Origin of the sequence: Methylotenera sp. (assembly GCF_030653755.1) — a bacterium.
In the GTDB taxonomy this organism is placed as follows: Bacteria; Pseudomonadota; Gammaproteobacteria; order Burkholderiales; family Methylophilaceae; genus Methylotenera.
The window spans coordinates 21,752-41,418 of record NZ_JAURYU010000020.1 but is presented as its reverse complement, the minus strand read 5'-3'; the positions used below and the strand labels follow the sequence as shown (position 1 = coordinate 41,418).

General features: G+C 35.6%; 15 protein-coding genes and 1 pseudogene. 10 read left to right on the top strand and 6 right to left on the bottom strand.

All coding sequences use genetic code 11. The features are described 5' to 3' along the window. Positions 1-92: pseudogene (locus Q7U33_RS03990) on the bottom strand (IS1595 family transposase); the annotation flags it as partial. A gap of 330 nt (positions 93-422) precedes the next feature. Here Q7U33_RS03990 and msbA point away from each other — a divergent pair. The 6 genes from msbA (at position 423) to Q7U33_RS03960 (ending at position 9,181) form a co-directional block, all read left to right on the top strand. After that, the gene (gene msbA / locus Q7U33_RS03985) at positions 423-2,201 is read left to right on the top strand and encodes a lipid A export permease/ATP-binding protein MsbA (protein ID WP_304858303.1); all 1,779 of its coding nucleotides are present in this window, start codon (positions 423-425) and stop codon (positions 2,199-2,201) included. 138 nt (positions 2,202-2,339) lie between these two features. Next, positions 2,340-3,251: a glycosyltransferase family 92 protein gene (locus Q7U33_RS03980; protein ID WP_304858302.1), complete on the top strand. Its 912-nt coding sequence runs from the start codon at positions 2,340-2,342 to the stop codon at positions 3,249-3,251. Between the two features lie 22 nt (positions 3,252-3,273). After that, entirely contained in the window at positions 3,274-6,075 is a 2,802-nt protein-coding gene (locus Q7U33_RS03975; RefSeq protein ID WP_304858301.1) for a non-ribosomal peptide synthetase, read from the top strand. 14 nt (positions 6,076-6,089) lie between these two features. Then, positions 6,090-6,842 carry a hypothetical protein gene (locus tag Q7U33_RS03970; protein ID WP_304858300.1) on the top strand — a complete coding sequence of 251 codons (753 nt, stop codon included), beginning with the start codon at positions 6,090-6,092 and terminating at the stop codon, positions 6,840-6,842. Between the two features lie 89 nt (positions 6,843-6,931). Continuing rightward, positions 6,932-7,660 (top strand): sulfotransferase domain-containing protein, encoded by a 729-nt coding sequence (locus tag Q7U33_RS03965; protein ID WP_304858299.1) that lies wholly within the window; start codon positions 6,932-6,934, stop codon positions 7,658-7,660. A 270-nt stretch (positions 7,661-7,930) separates the two neighbouring features. Continuing rightward, positions 7,931-9,181 (top strand): hypothetical protein, encoded by a 1,251-nt coding sequence (locus Q7U33_RS03960; RefSeq protein ID WP_304858298.1) that lies wholly within the window; start codon positions 7,931-7,933, stop codon positions 9,179-9,181. On the opposite strand, the gene Q7U33_RS03955 is transcribed toward Q7U33_RS03960, so the two are convergent. The 5 genes from Q7U33_RS03955 to Q7U33_RS03935 all read right to left on the bottom strand — a co-directional run bounded on the left by Q7U33_RS03955 (position 9,178) and on the right by Q7U33_RS03935 (position 13,965). Next, positions 9,178-10,305, bottom strand: a complete 1,128-nt coding sequence (locus Q7U33_RS03955) for a glycosyltransferase family 4 protein (RefSeq protein ID WP_304858297.1) — start codon at positions 10,303-10,305, stop codon at positions 9,178-9,180. The two genes, Q7U33_RS03960 and Q7U33_RS03955, sit on opposite strands and share 4 nt — an antisense overlap. A 24-nt stretch (positions 10,306-10,329) precedes the next feature. After that, the gene (locus Q7U33_RS03950) at positions 10,330-11,454 is read right to left on the bottom strand and encodes a hypothetical protein (protein WP_304858296.1); all 1,125 of its coding nucleotides are present in this window, start codon (positions 11,452-11,454) and stop codon (positions 10,330-10,332) included. A gap of 41 nt (positions 11,455-11,495) precedes the next feature. Continuing rightward, the gene (locus tag Q7U33_RS03945; RefSeq protein ID WP_304858295.1) at positions 11,496-12,257 is read right to left on the bottom strand and encodes a sulfotransferase family 2 domain-containing protein; all 762 of its coding nucleotides are present in this window, start codon (positions 12,255-12,257) and stop codon (positions 11,496-11,498) included. 27 nt (positions 12,258-12,284) lie between these two features. After that, positions 12,285-12,983 carry a glycosyltransferase gene (locus Q7U33_RS03940; protein WP_304858294.1) on the bottom strand — a complete coding sequence of 233 codons (699 nt, stop codon included), beginning with the start codon at positions 12,981-12,983 and terminating at the stop codon, positions 12,285-12,287. Between the two features lie 130 nt (positions 12,984-13,113). Beyond that, positions 13,114-13,965, bottom strand: a complete 852-nt coding sequence (locus tag Q7U33_RS03935) for a hypothetical protein (protein WP_304858293.1) — start codon at positions 13,963-13,965, stop codon at positions 13,114-13,116. A gap of 280 nt (positions 13,966-14,245) precedes the next feature. Between Q7U33_RS03935 and Q7U33_RS03930 the strand changes: the two genes are divergently transcribed. The 4 genes from Q7U33_RS03930 to Q7U33_RS03915 all read left to right on the top strand — a co-directional run bounded on the left by Q7U33_RS03930 (position 14,246) and on the right by Q7U33_RS03915 (position 19,665). Further along, entirely contained in the window at positions 14,246-14,632 is a 387-nt protein-coding gene (locus tag Q7U33_RS03930) for a hypothetical protein (protein ID WP_304858292.1), read from the top strand. Continuing rightward, the gene (gene larB, locus Q7U33_RS03925) at positions 14,611-15,381 is read left to right on the top strand and encodes a nickel pincer cofactor biosynthesis protein LarB (protein WP_304858291.1); all 771 of its coding nucleotides are present in this window, start codon (positions 14,611-14,613) and stop codon (positions 15,379-15,381) included. Before Q7U33_RS03930 ends, larB begins: the two co-directional genes overlap by 22 nt. Before the next feature lie 26 nt (positions 15,382-15,407). Further along, on the top strand, positions 15,408-18,017 hold the full coding sequence (locus Q7U33_RS03920; RefSeq protein ID WP_304858290.1) for an AMP-binding protein: 2,610 nt from the start codon (positions 15,408-15,410) through the stop codon (positions 18,015-18,017). 331 nt (positions 18,018-18,348) lie between these two features. Then, positions 18,349-19,665 (top strand): hypothetical protein, encoded by a 1,317-nt coding sequence (locus Q7U33_RS03915; protein ID WP_304858289.1) that lies wholly within the window; start codon positions 18,349-18,351, stop codon positions 19,663-19,665. The last annotated feature ends 2 nt before the right edge of the window (positions 19,666-19,667 follow it).

Sequence of the window (19,667 nt, the reverse complement as noted above, 5' to 3'; positions counted from 1 at the left end):
GCAGTAAAATCCAGGGCAAAACAGCGCACAAGCTGCCTGAATTTAGCCTCTGTGATTTTAGAACGGCTGTAGTATCTATTTTTATTAACCATTTCAGGAAGTTATCACACTTTAATTAGTGCTTTGCTTCCTAAGACCCTTCATTAATTATATTTAATGTAAATGATTCACTGTTTTTATTGACCGTCTTTGTCGAGTTATCTGACACTATAATGTTGATATTCCAGTAATTTGGGATATCTTGCTTTACGATGGAGGTTAAGGCTTTAGTCAGCAGGTTCGGTCTGTCTCGAGTGCATATACATATACAAATGTTGATTATTTTTTTCATAAATAAAACTCAATATTTTTAATAAAATAGCTACTCAGGTTAAAATACAAATCAAATATTTAATAGATTTTATACTAATTAGAGAGTGTTTATGGGCGACAAAGAGAAAAATAATATGCTTATATCAAGTGTTCTAACTTATGCTCGTCTGTTAGGAGAGGTTAAAGCTTACTGGAAGTTGTTCGCAATTAGTGTTTTCGGCTTTATAGTCTATGCTGCTGGGCAACCTGCATTAGCATGGGTGTTTAAATACTTTGTCGATGGTTTGATTTCTCCAGCAAGTGACAAATTTTTTAATATCCCTGTGCTTTACGGATTTCCATTACTCATAGTTTTTATAGCGCTCATGCAAGGTGTGGGTGCTTTTTTGGGTAACTATTTTATGTCTCAAGTATCACTTATTGTGATATATAACCTGAGAAAAAAAATATTTACTCATCTTATTGCATTGCCAATAGAGTATTTTGATCAGCATAAAACTGGTTTTTTAATATCACGAGTTACACATAATGTAAACTCAGTCACTGGTGCAGCTACCGAGTCTCTCAAAATTCTTTTTAGGGAAGGATTGACGGTAATTGCATTATTAGGTTATTTGATTTGGATGAATTGGAAGTTAACACTTGTAATTCTTGTTACTCTACCAATTATCGGCTTACTTACAAAGCGAGTTAATCGTAAATTTAGGCGACTTAGTAAGGAAATGCTAGACGCAATGGGGGATATCACACATGTGGTATCTGAAGTTGTTACTTCCAATCGGATTGTTAGAGGTTTTTGTCGTGAAGATTATGAAATTAAAAGGTTTGATGATGTAAATAAAGCAAGCTTTAAGAGAAATCTTAAAATGAATAAAATGGGTGCGTCTTTTACCCCAGTTATTCAATTGGTTACCTATGTGGCACTTGCTGTTATCATGTTTTTGGTCCTTTATTTTCGAGGTAACTCTTCCCCTGGTGATTTAGTTGCCTACGTTACCGCGGTATGCTTATTGCCCAAACCTATCAGGCAATTGTCAGAATTAAGTGTAATTATCCAAAGGGGAATTACAGGGGCTGAGAATATTTTTGATTTCTTAGATCAACCAATAGAAAATAATGATGGAAATATTTCTCCATCAACACTTACTGGTAAAATCGAATTTAGAAATTTATCTTTTACGTATCCTAACGCAAATAAAGAAGCATTGAAGAATGTTAGTTTTACAATAAATCCTGGTGAAACTGTTGCGCTGGTAGGTCATTCAGGCAGTGGTAAATCTACATTGGCTAATTTGATTCCTAGATTCTACCGATATACAAAGGGGAAAGTTTTAATTGATGAAGTTGATATTAATGATTTCACCTTAGAGTCCTTACGTAAAAATATTGCTTTAGTCACACAGGAAGTTATTCTTTTTAACGATACCATTTATAACAATATTGCTTACAGTAATCCGACTGGCGCAACTAAGGATGAGATTTTAAAGGCGGCATCACTTTCGAATGCAAATGAGTTTATCGATAAGTTGGCAGACGGTCTTGAGACACAAATTGGAACCAACGGAGTTTTATTGTCTGGCGGACAGCGGCAACGATTATCTATTGCTAGGGCTTTGTTAAAAAATGCTCCTATATTGATTCTTGACGAGGCGACCTCGTCCCTTGATAACGAGTCTGAAAAGTTAATTCAGCAGGCAGTTGAAAATGTTACGTCAAGTCGGACAACTCTGATAATAGCTCATAGACTTAGTACAATTGAGCGTGCTGATTTGATAGTAGTGATGAAGGATGGGGAGATTGTTGAAACTGGTCAACATTCAGATTTGATTAAATCTAATGGGCATTATGCTAAATTGTACTCGATGGGTATTTCTGAGGGGGCTATTTAACAGCACTTGTATGATAACAATGCTTTTTGATGATGTTATAACCAAAGTGCTTAATTAAAAGTCACTCTCCAGTAAATTGAACTCGCAGGAATTGGTTTTTTAATTTCGTCGCTACATTTTCTATATTAGGTTTTAAAAGTGAAATCTTTATCCGTTGCAATAGAACGTTTTAAATTTGTGGTTGAGAGGCTATTTGCGCTTTATCGCAATCGTCAGGTTGAATTTGAATATGAGTTGGTAGTCTGTGCGATTTTTAAAAATGAAGCTTTATATCTAGATGAGTGGTTAAGTTTTCATCATGAAATTGGTGTGGATCATTTCTATTTGCTAAACGATCATAGTGATGATGATTTTCAAACAGTTCTGGAACCATGGATTGATCGTAAATTAGTGAAATTGGTAAATTGGCAGGGAGGTGGACAGAAGCTAGCATATAACAAGTGCATTAAGGAGCTCCGCATGAAAGCTAGATGGATTGCATTTATTGACCTTGATGAGTTTCTGTTCTCTCCTGTTACAAAAGACTTTAAATCCGTGTTAAGAGCTTATACCGATGTTCCTGCTATTTTTGTTTATTGGGTACTCTTCGGGTCGTCGGGGCATACTGATCGTCCAAAAGGTCGTGTTATTGACTCATATAAGTGCTGTATGGATTTTAATGCAGCAATTAATGATACCTTTGATCATGGTAAAGATGCCAGTATGGTAAATTACGTTAGCGGCTGGGCTCTAGACGGTAAGTCAATTGTTAATCCACGTCTTGTCAGAGAATACAACATACACATGCCCAAAAGCTTATGGGCTGGCGAATTAGTCGATGAAAATAGAATTGCTCCTAAAACTAAAGGAAAAGGAACGACATTAAGTTACTCGGTTTTTAGAATAAATCATTATTGGTCTAAATCTATTCAAGACATAACTGAGAAGGTTAATAAAGGTAGTGTTTGTAATAACAGGCGACCTAAACGCAATCTGGCTCGTTGGTTAGAAAGGGAAAGGCAACTTAACGTTTCTGAAGATACTGTAATCCTAGATATTTTACAGCGTTAAGGGAAGCGAATGCTTTGATTTTATGAAAAATTTATCTAACAATTTATCTGAAAACTTCACATCAAATATATATTCAATCATATATTTGGGGAGTCAGTTATATCGTGATCAAGTGGCTTTGTACTTGATCAATTCACCTTTATTAACATACAATCAACTGCTATTAGAAGTGCAAGACTTGATTGCTTATTTACTTGTTAATGGAGTAAGTCAGGCTGTCAATAAACGAGTGGCACTGGTTATGCCAAATAGCCCCGAAATGTCAGTCAGCCTTCTCGCTATTTGCTCTGTGGCTACTGCTGTTCCTTTTAATCCGAACTATACGGAAGAGGAATATCGTGCATATTTCGAACAGAGTGAAACTCAGTTCTTGTTGGTCAAAGACCATGCTAGCCTAGCGGTAAAAGTTGCACACTCAATGGAGATTAAAGTATTAACTTATCCCCCTCGGATTGGGGCACTATCCGAAATATCTAAGATGTGTTTGATACCTCCTAAGCCTCATGATATTGCCTTGTTAATGCTAACCTCTGGCTCAACTGGCAGGTCAAAGATGGTCCCATTATCTCATCTTAACCTATGCAGTTCAGCATACCATGTTGCTAAGTCCTTGAAGTTGACAACACAAGATTGCTGCTTAAGTATGTGGGAACAGTTTCATATCGGTGGCGTAGTCGATCTGTTGTTAGCACCTCTTTTAGTAGGAAGTAAGGTGATTTCTGCAGGAAGTTTTAATGTGGAAAATTTCTTTTTGCTTGAAAGTAAATATAGACCGACCTGGTTTCAAGGAGTGCCTACAACGCTACGTGAGTTATGTTTTTTTGCTAGAAAAATTAATTACAAAGCCATTGACTCCTCTTTAAGGTTCATTCGAAGTGTTGCTGCTGCGCTTCATGAACAATCTCTAAAAGAGATTGAACAATTGTTTAGCGTGACAGTTATTAGAACATTTGGTATGACTGAAGCTGCTCCTTTAATAACATCAACTGATTTCGAGACTAAATCTGACAAATTCAACACTGTAGGTAAAGCGTATGGGCCTGAGGTTCAGATACATGACTATTCTGGTTTGAAAATGGACCATGGTGAAGGCCTTATTGCAGTTAGAGGGGAGAACATATTTTTTGGATATGTCGGAGACGAGTTGGCTAATAAAGAGGCTTTTCGTAATGGTTGGTTCTACACGGGGGATGTCGGTTTTTTTGATAATGACGGTGATTTATTTATAACTGGTCGCGTTAAAGAAATGATTAACCGTGGGGGGGAGAAAGTCTCACCTAAAGAAATAGATGAGGTGTTATTAAAACATCCAGACATTACACAGGCAGCGTCTTTTAGTCTGCCTCATAAAACTCTTGGTGAGGAAATTGGCGTAGGATTAGTTTTGCGCTCTGGATGCACAGAAGACGCTGAGTCAATAAAAAAATTTGCTTCATTGTTTTTATCCGAATTTAAGATACCTACGAGATTCATATTTTTACACGATTTACCCAGATGTCCAGTTGGTAAGGTTAAACGTCAGGAAATCGCACAGTTATGCATCCAGTTGGCTGAGGGTGAGCGAGAGATGACTTTGCCTGAGAATGCTTTGGAAAGTATTCTGCTACTCATTTGGATGGAAGAGTTAGATTTAAAAGAGTTAAGTGTCAATGATAAGTTTTCAGAAGTTGGTGGTGATTCTTTATCAAGTTTGAGAATAATTTTAAGAACTCAGGATGTTTTTAAGTTGAAAATAACTGAAGAACAGACTAAGTGTTTTAGTAGTGTCAGAAAAATGGCTGAAGTATTGATTCAATTAGGTTTAGATATCAAGAATGTAAATCAAATCTATGAAATGATTAGACAAAATGATTTTAACTCTAATCATTTCAAGAAAACACTTTTGAAAACACTCTTGATGGATTCTGTAACAGAAAAAATAGCTAGCAATGAAGAAATTTCATCTCAGGTTTTATATCAATGTGAATCCATTTTTGACTTTGAAGCTTATCGGTATGCAATTGAAAATATTTCAACACCAGCTGAGGTGCTAAGCTTTCTTGAGTCATCACCTTCTTATACAACACGCATATTAGAAGCATGTCAAAAATATCAATCTATAGGCTCGCTGGTACAAATCGCTTATAAGCGTCATTTAATGCAAAGAGCGTTTGATAATTCCATACGTTATGCTGAAGATCCTTGGTTATGGAAAAGGGTGCAATTGTCTTCATATGTCGATCTATTTACTGATAATAGTCATGAACAAGAAAAGAAAGTATTAATTATTGGATTCTCGGGTAGGGCAATGCGATTGACTACCCCCACATATCAAATTCTGAATTGTTTTTCGCCTTCATTAGTAGATTTAATTTTACTAAGGGACGCAGGACGTAATCACTATAAATATGGCATTCCAGAAATCGGTAGCTCACCAGATGCTGTTTCTGATTGGATTTCTGCTTTTTTACAGGAAAGTAGATATGAAAAAGTAGTGGCATTAGGTACAAGCTCTGGAGGCTTAATGGCTTTGTATGCGGCACTCAAAAATAAATGGAACGGTGTGCTGGTTTGTGGTTGTGATCGCTTATCTGAACATGATGCTATGGCAAGTTTATTATCGAATGTAAATAATCAACACAACGCTAATTTAGCAACAAAAGTTATTTGTTCTTTTTCTGAAAAGAATATTAGGGACCGTGAAGCTGCGGAACAGTTAGATACAGTTGTCAAGCATGCAATAATGCAGCCTGATGCTAGATTTAAAGAGCATGCTATTCTGTACGAGCTAGGTAAAAGAAACGAGCTTAAGTCCTATTTTCAAATGAATTTGATTTCAATGTGATTTGAAAGGTATTGATGAAGCGCATTATAATTGCGGGTACAAAGCCTAGTGCTAGATTCATAGATGGTGATGCCGCCTATTTTGCGAATGGAGCAATCGGCTTTTATGCTGATGCTCTCCCAGTTTATAATTGTGTTAATGTAGTAGCGAGCACTAGAGTTTTGAGCAAAAGTTTTTTTCAAAGTTTAGATGATGTCTATAGAAAAAAATGGGATTCAGTTGCAAAATCAAAACCAGATAAATTGATTCTAATTGGAGAGTCTAATGAATCCAATTTATCATTTGAAGTTAGTCAAAATCTTAGAGAGCAAGGTTTTCAGGCACAAATAGAAATTATCCGTCCAGAGCAAATCGTAGGGCTAATAACATCTCTTGCTTACCTACGTTATCCCATTTTAACAAAAAAATTTTTCGCTCAATCCGTACATATTCAATTTAAAGATTTTCTAAATTTTTTAATTTATAACTTTTTAGATACACATACAGAAGTTAAAGGCAAATATAGACCGTCAACAGGCATAATTTCTCTTCTTGTAGCAATAGTTGAATATGGGAACTCCGCTGAATATATTATTGTCGGCATTGGCTTGAATAATAGAAACTTACAGCAGATTAAGCATGAGGTCATCAGTATGAAGAAATTACCCAAAAATACTGATTTGACACCACATGTTGAAGCTGACTTAGCCATATTAAGATCGTTAAATAAACACTATCGTATTTCAACAACTGAGCCTGAGTTAGCAGGGGTGTTGAATTTAATTTGATAGGATTGTTTTTGTTCTTTATTTCAAGCGAATAGTCATTTTATATAAACTTTAAACTCATCTGACTTGAGTAGTATTCGGAGATTTTTTTGATAGTTATTGTTTTGGGTATGCATAAGTCAGGCACTACACTGATATCTAACGTACTACACCATTCTGGTATAAATATGGTAGAGGATTATCAGCATGGCATTTCATATGATGATGGAAATAAAGCTGAAAGATATTTCACCAAGAAGATCAACAATGAATTACTTGGTAGTAGTAGTTTGTTTAGTCTAATGATTAGACCACTTTCTAACTCCGTGAGTAAAGAATCAAAAATCAAAATGAAAAACTTGGTGAATGAAATAAATACCACCCACTTGAACTGGGGGTTTAAGGATCCAAGGACTTGTTTTACATATGATGATTGGAGTGATGTAGCTCCCTCTCATAAGGTACTGGTTGTATTTCGCTCTCCTAAAGAGGTTTGGGTGCATTATTGGAACAATGCACGCTCAATTAGAAAGAAAGTCCTAACCATTAGATATTTTTTCCATAGTTGGTGTCTGCATAATCAGTATATTCTCAATTATTTGTCTGAAACTAAAAATGATTATCTGGTGTTGGATTACTCGAGATTTATGAACGATGACACTGACTTTCAAAAGTTGGAGGAATTTCTAGGGATAAGCTTAGTTGATGAAAGAAGAAAAGAATTGCACAGAAGTATTTCTGCTGGATCTTTTGGTTTTAATTTATCTAAATTCGTTCACAAGTTAAAAGGTGGAGACAATCCAGACAAAATTCTAAAAAAATTACAGGCTTATCTTTAATCCAGTTCAAATGAGTATAGTTTAGATAATATGAAACATGCTGCAACACTAGTAATTCTTTTTTTTAATATTCTTTGGCTCTCATTTTACTGGCGAACAACATTTTCTATAAACCATACTTATGACAACTTAATTTTCTATGGATATACAATATTAGTTTCATTAATATCCATAGCCCTTTATCACTGCGTAATAAGACGCTTTAACAGGTATTATGTCAATTATATTTATCTAACGATAATACTCACCGTGTCCTGTTATGCAATTTTCTTGATTTTTCATAGAGAATATTTACTCTTTAGAACAATAGCAATTGCTTTAGCATTTCTCATTTTGCTTATTGTTGTCCTTAATAATAAAAGACTACTTTGTTTTTGCCTATTGGCAATTTCATCAATTGTAATTTTTAACTTTACTAGTCCACGGACCAACTCTCAGTTAAATAATATCAATTCTGAAATTGAAATAGATAGTTTTTACTCAGATTTAAAAGAAATTAAGTTTAATCAAAAACCAAATGTTTATATTATTGGATTCTTAGCGGCTTCACCATCTTCTGTCTTGAAGAAAACTATCAATATTTCCAGCTCTCCTTTTGAGGAGGCGCTTAAAGATAATGATTTCAGTATTTTTAAAAACACATTTTCGGATGCATATCCAACTCGTAACGCATATGCCTCTCTTTTCTCTTTGACAGACAGTGTATACAAGAAAATTATTCCAAAGGAACGGGGGTATGCTTTTTCCGGATTAAAAAGAAGTCCATTGGTTACAATTTTTCAGAGTAATGGTTATGCAGTTACAACTGTTGCTGATGACTATAAGTTTGGCAGACCAGGTGGATTGCATGTTGATAACTATTTAGTGAATAAAGAGTTTACCCTCTGTAAGAGTGACTATTATCCTGAGTACGTTAGAAATATGATGTTTTTTGGGGCTTGCTTTATCAGGAATCATGAGATTTTTAGCAATCGAAAATCAGAATCTTCTTCTAATTTTCTAATATCAAACATCCAAAATCAGTCTGTTAATTTCAAGCCTCAATTACTTATTGCTCATCTAAAGCCTCCAATACATGCGCCCTCAAATATAACTTTAGATAGCAATCAAAATGGGGTTAAGGCGTTTAGGAAGCATTATCTTACTGCTGCTCAAAGAGCAGCAGATAATCTTATTAGGATTAAAGAAGCAATTCTTGAAAAAGATCAATCTGCAGTTATTTTGATTCTCGGTGATTCAGGTGTTCAGATATCTTCGAAGCTTTATAACCAAAAGAATAACGATAAACTTGTTATTCAAGATAATTTCGGTGTTTTGGCAGCTGTTTATCCAAGAGATACTTGTAGAGTTTCTTATGATAAAGAATTGTCAAAAGGGTATATAACTACTGTAGAAATTATTAGAGCATTGGTTAATTGTTTTTCTGGTCAGGAAAATACTTTTCCTCAAAGCTATATGATACGCAGAGCGAACATACAAAATAGCTTTTTAGATTTTTCAAATTATCTTTATGATGATTAAGCTTTGTTTATTTCATTTGTAATTAGCTGCTCTAATTTCTCGTAATTCACCCTATAATCCAGATGTTTTTCTGCATAATTTCTTGCATTTATAGCTAAAGTGTTTCTGAAATCGGCATCCTCAAAAACTTTATTAATCGCCTCAATATAGTTACTAAGATCACCTTCCTCTACTGTCAAACCGTTAAAGTTATTTATAATATGCTCAGGAATACCTGAATGATTTGTTGATATCACAACGGCTCCTGAAGCCATTGCTTCCTGTATGGCAGTTGGCAAGCCCTCAATGTCGCCGTTAGGCGCTGTTATAGAGTGTTGTAAGAATATACTTGATTTTGCTAAAGTATTTTTTACAAAAGCATGCTCTTTTGATCCATGAAATATAATGCTAGCAGCAATACCTAGTTCTTGGGCTAATGTTTTGCAGTAAGGCAGCATAGGCCCATCGCCAATCATTTCAAGCCTAGCATTAGGAAATTTCTTGATTGTAGCCGCAAATGCTTTGATGGTGATATCTGGTGCTTTTTTTTCTACAAATCTGCCTACTGCAACTAAAAGAGAGTCATCTTTTATGGAAGGTTGAAATTGATGAGTATCGACACCACTAGGTATAACGTGAGTGACTGGATGGTGAATTCCGTTTTGTTTAAGATTGTTTATTAGGCTTTGTGAAACAGCGACAATGCCTGAAATCTTTGGCATCATCGATTGTAGGTTTTTGATATACTTTTTATCGTTTAGTCTCTGAGAGGCATCAGATCCCCTAAAATAACAATACATTGGAATATTTAAGTGAGAGATTGAATTGTAAACTTTCAGGCCAACGTAACCAAATTCGGCAATTAGAAAATTCACCTTATTTGCAATTAGAAACTCTGCAAATTGATCTTCCAGTGAGGGCTTGTTTTTTATAAATATACTTAAATTTGAGACTATCTTTTTAATCTTATTAAAAAAACCTTTGGGTTTTGCATATATAAAAATAGGCTTTCTAATGTTTGATAAAGTACGATTTTTCGTAAGTACAACTACAGTTCTTCCACTAAATAATTCGTTAATATGTCTACGAACGAAAGTTTGTGAGTAAAGCTCTGGGTTATCTGCTGCGATAGCAATATTTTTCATGATGTTTAACGCTTTGATGTTAAGTTATTCGTTTGATATGTATTTTTTACTAACTTCTAAACACTCTTGCTTATCTTTAGCTAGATGTTCTATCAAGCCTAAACGTTCATGTTCATTAATCTTAGAACCTGAGCCTAATTTTGAGATGATATTGAGATCGTAATAACGGATTGCATTGCATAATACAAATAGTTCATCAACTAAATCTATCGTACCTGCAGGTGATGTGATATCACATATATTATCAGATCCGACTCTAACCCAAATTCCAGCCGCTAACATGTCTAAAATCCTAGCGATAGAATTGTAAGTTGGTGAATTGAGCGTCCGTATTTGACGCATGCTAATTGCCGCGGAAGGGCAGCAAATAACACCAATATTGAGCTTTGCAAGCTGATCTATAATTTTTTGAAACCTGTCCTCCTCATATGTTGAGGGAGATATTACATGCACAAGCCATATGTAGGGTTCTTTTAGTCTGTTTACAGGAATTTCTAGGGATAGAGCAGTTTCGAGAAATCTTTCTGTTCCATTCTCATAATGATGATTTTGCTGGTCTAAATGTATATGGAGAGGTTTTTTTAATTTAATAGACAGTAGGATTGATCTCTTACAGCTTTCATCAAAGCCTATATGGTCAGGATACATTTTGATGTCGTCACGTTCAGGTAATGACCCAATAAAGTCAGCATAGGTTGCAGCCTCTTCAATCAGTTTCCAGCTCTCTGGCTCATCTTCACGGAAACCAAGGGGCGAGTATGCACCTAGTCTAAAATCAATTTTATCCTTATATTTATTTTTAACGCTTGTTAGCGCATTAAGTCCTCGTAACTTAATGTTGTCATTAGTAACGTCTACAACAGTATCTGCTCTACTTGTGCCAACATTGATCATCATGTCTAGGTATTGACTCACTCTTTCTATCAGATTATCTGTTTCATAACACTCACTAGAGTGTATTGTCGGAATAATAGAATGTTTTCTAGATAACGAAAGATGAGATGCTTCTGATTGATTGTTTTTGATGAGCTTAAGCGTTTCATGGAAAGTCCCTGATCTGTCTAAGTGGAGGTGTGCATTGAACAAACCACCTTGATTAGCAATCATTTCTCTTAGTTCAGTAAAGTAAGGTGTGGTGCTACGATTCATAATTTGACCGAATAATATTTATTTAAAAAAACTACTTAACATTAATTTGGAAACTCTTTTGTATAACCAAGCCAAATAAAATCATCTATATACATTTTTAGAACTAACTCCCTTGATTCATCATCATAGAAAAAATCGAGTTTTGAGTTTGAACCAATTGTAGGACCAGAGTAAATGTTCAAACTTTTAAGTTCTTCTTGCGAAAGATCCAGACTATTTTTATTCAATAATTCGATGAATTCGGCAGCATAGTTTTCAAACTTAATTACATGGTCGTAGTAGGCCAATGGTAATAACATTAACTTTTTTTGTAAATCCCAGTGTGGATCTGCCCCAAGACCACCGTCTTGAAGCCAGTATAGAAACTTCTTAAATCCATTGGCTGAAATTTCAAACGGTCCGTATTTTTCTAAGTAGCTACTTTTTGAAAATTTGTTAATAAAAGCTGAAAGTACTCTCGTATAGGGATTTCTAATCACTACTGAAAAATGATAACCACTCATTTTTAGCCATTCCTTCAAAGGCATTTTTTGTAAATGTAGAGAGTGTCTTTTTGCATCCTTTTCATTTTGCATGAGGCCTCTATCTAAGTATGCGAGAGATACCATACTAGTAGAGTTTGCATTCTTTTTGATTCTATTAAAAGCAATATTAAGTTTTGGAAAAATGGCTACGTGTTTTAGAGCATCGCTGTTAATAATCACATTTTTATAGCGCTGATTTAAAATTAAAGGGCAGACCGTAGTGTTGATACGTCTGATTGAGTCTGATTTTAAGTGTGAAATTTTTTTGTAAATATACATGGTTAAGAAGGTTTATATGTCAGAAAGTTACTTTTGCTTACAAAATGTCATTCTTGAATACTCTTCAAACCATTCCCTTGAAAAGTCTGCAGTATCGAACTCTTTGAAATATGGGCCGCCGACTGTCCAATGGATGTTTTTAACATCTTTGTTGGGATTCTCATACTCGCCAACAAGCCAATTCCAATTAACATCCAAGCTACCTATCTCTTCATCCTTAAGCCAGGTAAATCTATGTAATGAAATTGCGTCAGCTGTATTTACGTAATCAGGAGTAATCATTTTATTGCTTGGGTGAGCACAGTTCCAAAGCACAACAGATGACCAATTTTTACGTGGATATGCATACTGAATATTGTTTAGGTATTTTATCGAGTTCTTAGGAGTGTAGTCATGTTTTACTACATAAATGGCTTTTCCTGGATCACTGTTAATTACGTCAAATATCTGGTTGATGTCAGTTCTGAGTAGCATATCGCAGTCAAGAAAAATAGAAAATCCATTATAGTCGCTTAGATAAGGAACCAAAAAACGTGTAAATGAAAATTCATTCGACTGTTTAGCATCTCTAGTTCTTGAGTAGATATCGTTTAGGTTAGCTAAATTGATTGGCACTATCGCAACTGGTTTGCTAGACTGCCTTAAGATTGAGTGAGTTAATGTATGCCATGCAACACTCTCGACGGGGTCGTATCCTATGAATATTTTTATAATATCGTTTCGCATGATGTATTTTTGTTGATGATTTATGGTATCAAGGCTTGATTTTAGATAACTTTATAATTTTGATTCGTCTGTATTTTACCTTAAAGCTACTATTTTTCTGTAACATAGAATTAACTCTGATGAATTGAGACTAGTTTTTAAAAATATCACCAGATGACAGCTTTCTATAGATTGATTCGTTATATCTTCTAATTTTGGGAAATAATAAAAAAGGTCTAATCCATCTAGTTGATTCAAACCATCTAAAATCATAGTTAATCGCTGCTAATTTTTTTGGATTTTCTCTCATTCTGTTGCCAGTGATTGTATAGTCTCTAGACCTGCGTGGAGATTTATCTAAATCGATAATGAGTTCGCCATGCGCTGAGTTGATAAGATTTGCTACCTCATGACTTCTTAAGCATAAAAACTCGTAGGTCAATATTATTGTTTTTTTGACGCCTGATAGCTCAATTGCTTTTTCAATACGCTTATTTACTTTATACCATTTAATGAAGTGTTCTTCTAAACCAAACCCAAAGAAAAACATTTTAGTTTTTTTCCAATTTATTGAGCGCTTTCGCTTTTGCTCCATAGACTCAGCGTATGATCTTACGTCTTTTGTAAGGTGAATAATTGTAAGATTGTCTGCTCCTACTACATCAACTAGCGTTTGAATATGCTTAGGGTCTTTTGAGCTGTCTATTATTGTAACCTCACTCCCAAAGTGTTCTTCTACAGAGGTTAAAAAAACGTGGTATTTGTCTTGGGTACTACAATTTTCTCCTAGAGAATCTAGCTTCTTAAGTGTTGGAGCCCAAAAATCACAGTCTTTTGCAAGTACGCCAGTAGTACAATACTGCTTCAGGTTGCGCTCAAGTTTTTTATCCAAAATGTTAAATACTTCACCAAAATGTATTGCAACGGCTGTGCTTGCAAGGCACATTCCGAGTAAAGTGGTGCCAGAATGAACAGTTCCAGCGATATAAACTACTTTTGTCATTTTTGCGATCCGAAATAATTTTTTGATGAAGTGTTAAAAGTTAATAATTTAGTGAAATTATAGATGTAGACTGAGTTTGTTGTGCCCAGTAGCATCATCGATTCTAGTTAAATAGTTTTTAAGTTGCAAATACTCAGTGATCCATTTGATAGAGTTGCGGTTTGGAGTCTAGTAAACTAGTGGCGATTCACATTATGACTACTTGTTACTCCAAAGCGATGCTATCATAAGTAAATAATTAACAAAAAAGTGGCACTCTACTAGACTAAGAAATTCCTAAATGAATATATTTATTGCCACTTCATTTGAAGCCAAAGACTTATTTAATGAATACAAAAGCGTGCTCACTGAGCTCGGACATAACATTTATGACTGGACGGTAAATCCATCAGTACGTCCCTACGCTTTAAACAGAAACCTAGTTAATAAGCACACGCACGAAAATATCGATGCGATAACCTCTTCTGACTGTTTTATACTGGTAACTGATTCAAGATCAAGAAGTGCTTTTGTTGAATTTGGCGTTGCAATCAACTCAGCAATTATGACTGGAACTCCAAAAATATTTGTCATTGGTGATGATATTTCAATGTATATCTATCATTCTACAGTGAGTTATGTTTCAAACTTAAATGAGGTAATTAAATGGATAAAAGCCCAAAAGTAAGATCATTAGAACAACTTTTTGCACTAGTTAAAGAGGGTAAGCTTGATGTCAACGAGGCCATAGAACAATCTAAAAATTGCTATATTCAGGATTTAGACTTTGCTAAAATTGATCACCACAGAAGTTTAAGAAAAGGCTATCCAGAAGTTGTGTTTTGCGAGGGTAAGCATATTGAGCATGCGACCCAAATTATTATTGAACTTGCAAAAATCAATGGTCGTGTACTTGGTACGCGTGCCACACATGAGCTATATTTGCGTGTGGAAGCTGCTTTAAAAGGTTTTGATGTGGTTTACCATGAACTTGCTAGAGTAATCGAAGTAGGTCAACCTAAAGACCAGATTGGTCATATCACTATTGTCACGGCAGGAAGCGCTGACATTCCTGTTGCAGAAGAGGCTTATGTAACAGCACGTGCTATGGGAAACCATACGACTAAAGTATATGATGTTGGTGTGGCCGGTTTGCATCGCCTAATGAACCATATAGATGAAATTGCAAAATCAAATGTAGTGATTGTTGTTGCAGGCATGGAAGGCGCTCTTGCAAGTGTACTTGGCGGATTGATTGACAAACCTTTAATTGGTGTCCCTACGGCTATTGGCTACGGCTCCCATCTAGATGGATTTGTGCCATTACTAGCAATGCTAAACAGTTGTGCAACATTAGGTGTGGTGAATATTGGCAATGGCTTTGGCGCTGCGGTATTGGCTAGCCAAATTAATCATCTCGTCAGCAAAAAATCATAATCAAGCAATAAGCAATCTAGTTCACTGTGAAAACTGCGACAGTATTTGAGCGTTTTGAATCAGTTGTTGCTCGCCAACCAACGTTAAGCGCTTTTAAAGATAGTAATTCTGAATATTCATATTCAGAATTACATTTAAAGGCGATTGCTGTCCGTTCATATATAAGTCAGTTGGAATATACTCAACCTGGACTTATAGCCCTATTTTTAAAAGATCGTTATAAATCAGTTGTTGCAATGATTGGTGTTACTGGATCTATGCATGCATATGTGCCACTTGATCCAGATGATGCTGATGAAAGATTGTCGTTAACGTTTAAAGACTCTGGCGCTTTTGCGATTATCGTTGAAGATGCAGATATAGAAACGGCCAAACGTTTATTCCCAAATGCTACACACATAATTAACTGTGACAAGCTACCTATAGGCACACCAGTCACGCAAGTATCTTATCTACCAAAACCAGATCAACTAATCTACACCCTCTACACATCAGGCTCGACTGGTAAGCCTAAAGGTGTTTGTCAAAATCATTCTAACCTTCTTTTTTATATAGATACTTACATCGCAAAGCTCAGCATCAACCCTAATGATCGAGTGTCATGGTTATATAACTATAATGTTAGCGCGTCAAATATGGACATTTATGGTGCACTGTTATCAGGAGCAACTTTGTGTTCATATGACACTCGAAAAAATGGTTTATCTGGCTTAAGTGTATGGCTTAATGACAATAGAGTCACCTTACTACATACCGCACCTACTGTACTGAGGGAGTTAATTCGCACCCTGTTGCCAGACAGTTTTTTTCCATATATAAGAACTGTAGACTTAGCTGGAGAAGCGCTATACCTAGAAGACATAACTAATCTAACTCCACATATCCCAACTGAAAGTAATATTTTCAATAGGCTTGCCGCAACAGAAATTTGTTTTATCGCTCATCATAAAATTGATTTAAATAATAGTTTAAATATGCACATACTTCCTGTAGGGAAGTGTCCAGATGAGGTGAAAGTTGAAATTATTCTATCCGATGGACAAATTGCACCTATTAACGAAGTTGGCCTTATTAATATCCACAGTCAATTTATTTGTCCTGGGTATTTAAACCAGCCTGATCTAAATGATTCAACCTTTTCTGTTAGTCAAATCAACCCTAACTGGCGTCAATATAAAAGTTCAGATTTAGGAAAAATAGATCAACTGGGTAATTTACATTATATTGGGCGTGAAGGATCACGGGTAAAGCTACGAGGTCACTCTATTGATCTAAGTGAAATCGAGGCAGCACTACTAAGTTGTGATGGTGTTAATGAAGCGGTAGTTATAAGCAATGCTAATGCAGAAAAGGAAGCGCAAGAACTGCTTGCTTTTATTAGCATTACACATGGAAAGGTCATCGATCTAACAACACTTCGTAAACAATTATTTAAATTAATTCCAACCTTTATGCTTCCTAGCGGTTATGTTTTTTTTGAAATATTACCTCGGACATCATCTGGTAAGGTAGATAGACAAGCATTAAAAAACTTAGATTATCAAGAAAATAAATACCGTCCAGACTATAGGGAACCAATTGATGAAGTAGAGCAACGCGTTGCAGCTATTTTTTCAGCAGTATTACAATTCGAACCTATCGGTAGATTTGATGACTTTTTTCTGATGGGTGGAGACTCGCTTAATTTGGTTGATCTACAGTTAATGTTTCGCAATGAATTTGGTTGTGAGATTAATGACATACATGAGAACTCAACTGTTGAGGCTATTGCAGTACAAATTCGGCTGATAAGAAAAAACAACTATGCTGGAATGCCTATATTGCTACCAATTCAAGTTAAAGGAACTGCCCCAGCTTTATTTCTCGTGCATGGCAGGCGTGGACAAGCACATGTAGGTAAAAATTTCACTGATATTTTAGGAAACAATCAACCATTTTACACACTACAAGCCAGAGGGCTTGATGGATTAACTGCGCCAAATTTAACGATCAACGATATGGCTAGTGACTATGTCGATGCCATTATCAAGCTGCAATCAACAGGACCGTATTTTATTGGTGGTCTTTGTGCAGGTGGTTATATCGCAATTGAAATGGCAAGAAAGCTCCGCAACAGAGGTGCTGAAGTTTTACCATTACTTTTAATTGACCCACCGCCTCCGCGCTTTAATAAAAACGGTGATCAACTACTAGAAACAGGTCTGATTGCTCGAATCAATCGCAGAGTAACAAATGGAGATTGGGAAATAGACACCAACAATAATCAAACGATTAAAGCAGCAATTGATGTAGCGCGAGCTTTTGAAAGTGCACTGATGAATTACAAAGTTCACGATTCTTATGATGGGCCAGTGTTTTTAATTAGCAGCAAAGCTAGATTAACAACTCAACAGTGGTTCAGTAAAGAAGCACTATATTATAAGTTTAATCGATTTCTATCAGCATTAAGGTTGTTACCAAGCAACAGAAGAGTGAAGAAAAAATGGACAAAAAGAGAGCTAAGTCAGGTTTTTGGGGAAAAATTAACAGTTTTTTCTGTTGACGGAAAGCATAAGCAGCTACTCAATGCAAACAACATTCAATTTAAAGACCAACTGACTAAATGTAAGCACTTAATTCAACATTGGCCACACTAGTTGACTAACAATCATCTGCCAGTCTGATGACTGATTAGATTGTAAGGCCTGTCGGAGAAAGCAAGCTTTCAAAGTCAGTCTTATACAGATTGTAGACACGTATTTTTAGTGTAAACTGAATCGCTCTAGTTAACTAGACACCTTTGAGCCGTAATAATGGTAACTTACAATACTGAAAAACTGGACTGATTTATAGTCAGTTTTTACTAAGAATTAATGGCTGACCTACTACAGCTTCTAATTTTATTAAGGCTAGACTTACTTTGCAGTGGGTGCAAAGTTCTGATTTGGTAGTTTTTTTAATCTCATCTATACCCAAGTAAATACCCTTATGTTAAAAAATGGTTTGTCGTTTGTTGTAATTCAAAGACTATGGCAGGGTTTTGCAGGCCTTTTAACTGTACTTGTTATAGGGCTTACACTGACACAGGAGCAGCAAGGGTGGTACTACACTTTTTTAAGTATAGCTGCATTGTATTCAGTGTTTGAAATGGGGTTAACTACAGCATTGATTCAAGTAACTGCACATATGTTTGTTAAACTTCGCTGGTTATCTAAAGGGCGTGTTACAGGTGATGTTAGTGCAGTTTTCAGATCATTTTTTTCTCAAGCAGTGAAAGTTTATGCATTTTTTTCACTAGTTTTTTTATTGATATCTTTTGTTGTAGGGTTTAACGTTTTTAATCATAAAACTACTCAAGGCGTACAAGTAATATGGATATTACCTTGGTGTTTTTTAGTAGTTTTTACCGCTATAAATATGCTTACTTTGCCATTTTTGGCAGTAGTGGAAGGAAGCGGTGAAATTGCCGAAGTTTATAAAGTAAAATTATTTCAGGGAGTTTTAGGCGCGATTGGGTGTTGGGTGGTATTGTCACTTGGCGGTTGGTTATGGGCTACTATAGTGATGCCTCTTTGTGGAGTTTTGGTAACAGTTACTTGGCTTTTAAGAAACCGTATCTATCTGCTAAGAGGGCTTGTTAGCAGTAATATTGATGCGAGTTTTAATTGGAGACATGACGTTCTCCCGCTGCAATGGCGCGTAGGTTTAAATTGGATTAGTGTTTTTCTAATGTCTCAATTAGCCACGCCTATTTTATTTTACTATCAAGATCCAGTTGTTGCTGGGCAAATGGGTTTGTCACTTACGATTGCTAACATGATAAGTATAGTTGCCCAATCTTGGATTGCTCATAGAGTTCCCATTTTATCTCAAGCCGTGGCTAGGAAAGAGTGGCGAGTATTTGATCAGTTATTTCGAAAAGATTTTAGCTATTCGTTGATGGTTTTTTTTGCAGGAGCATTTAGCGTGTTGAGCGTGCATTACTGGGTTTCAAATACCTCATACTATGGTAGGGTTCTACCTTTTTGGCCTTTTGTTGGTTTGTTAGTATTTATTCTTTTTTATCATATTTGTAGCGTTTTATCTTCCCACTTACGCTCTTTTAAACGTGAGCCTTTGGCTTGGGTTTCGTTAGTCGGGGCGTTACTTATTTTGCCAGGGGCAATTTATACAGCAAAGCACTTTTCAGTAAATGAAGTGGTTCTGGTGATGGTGAGTGTAGAAGCATTAATTGTGTTTCCGTTATCATTTTTACTATGGCGAAAATATAATAAAAACTGGCGCTTAACTTCTGGAGAAAGTTAATT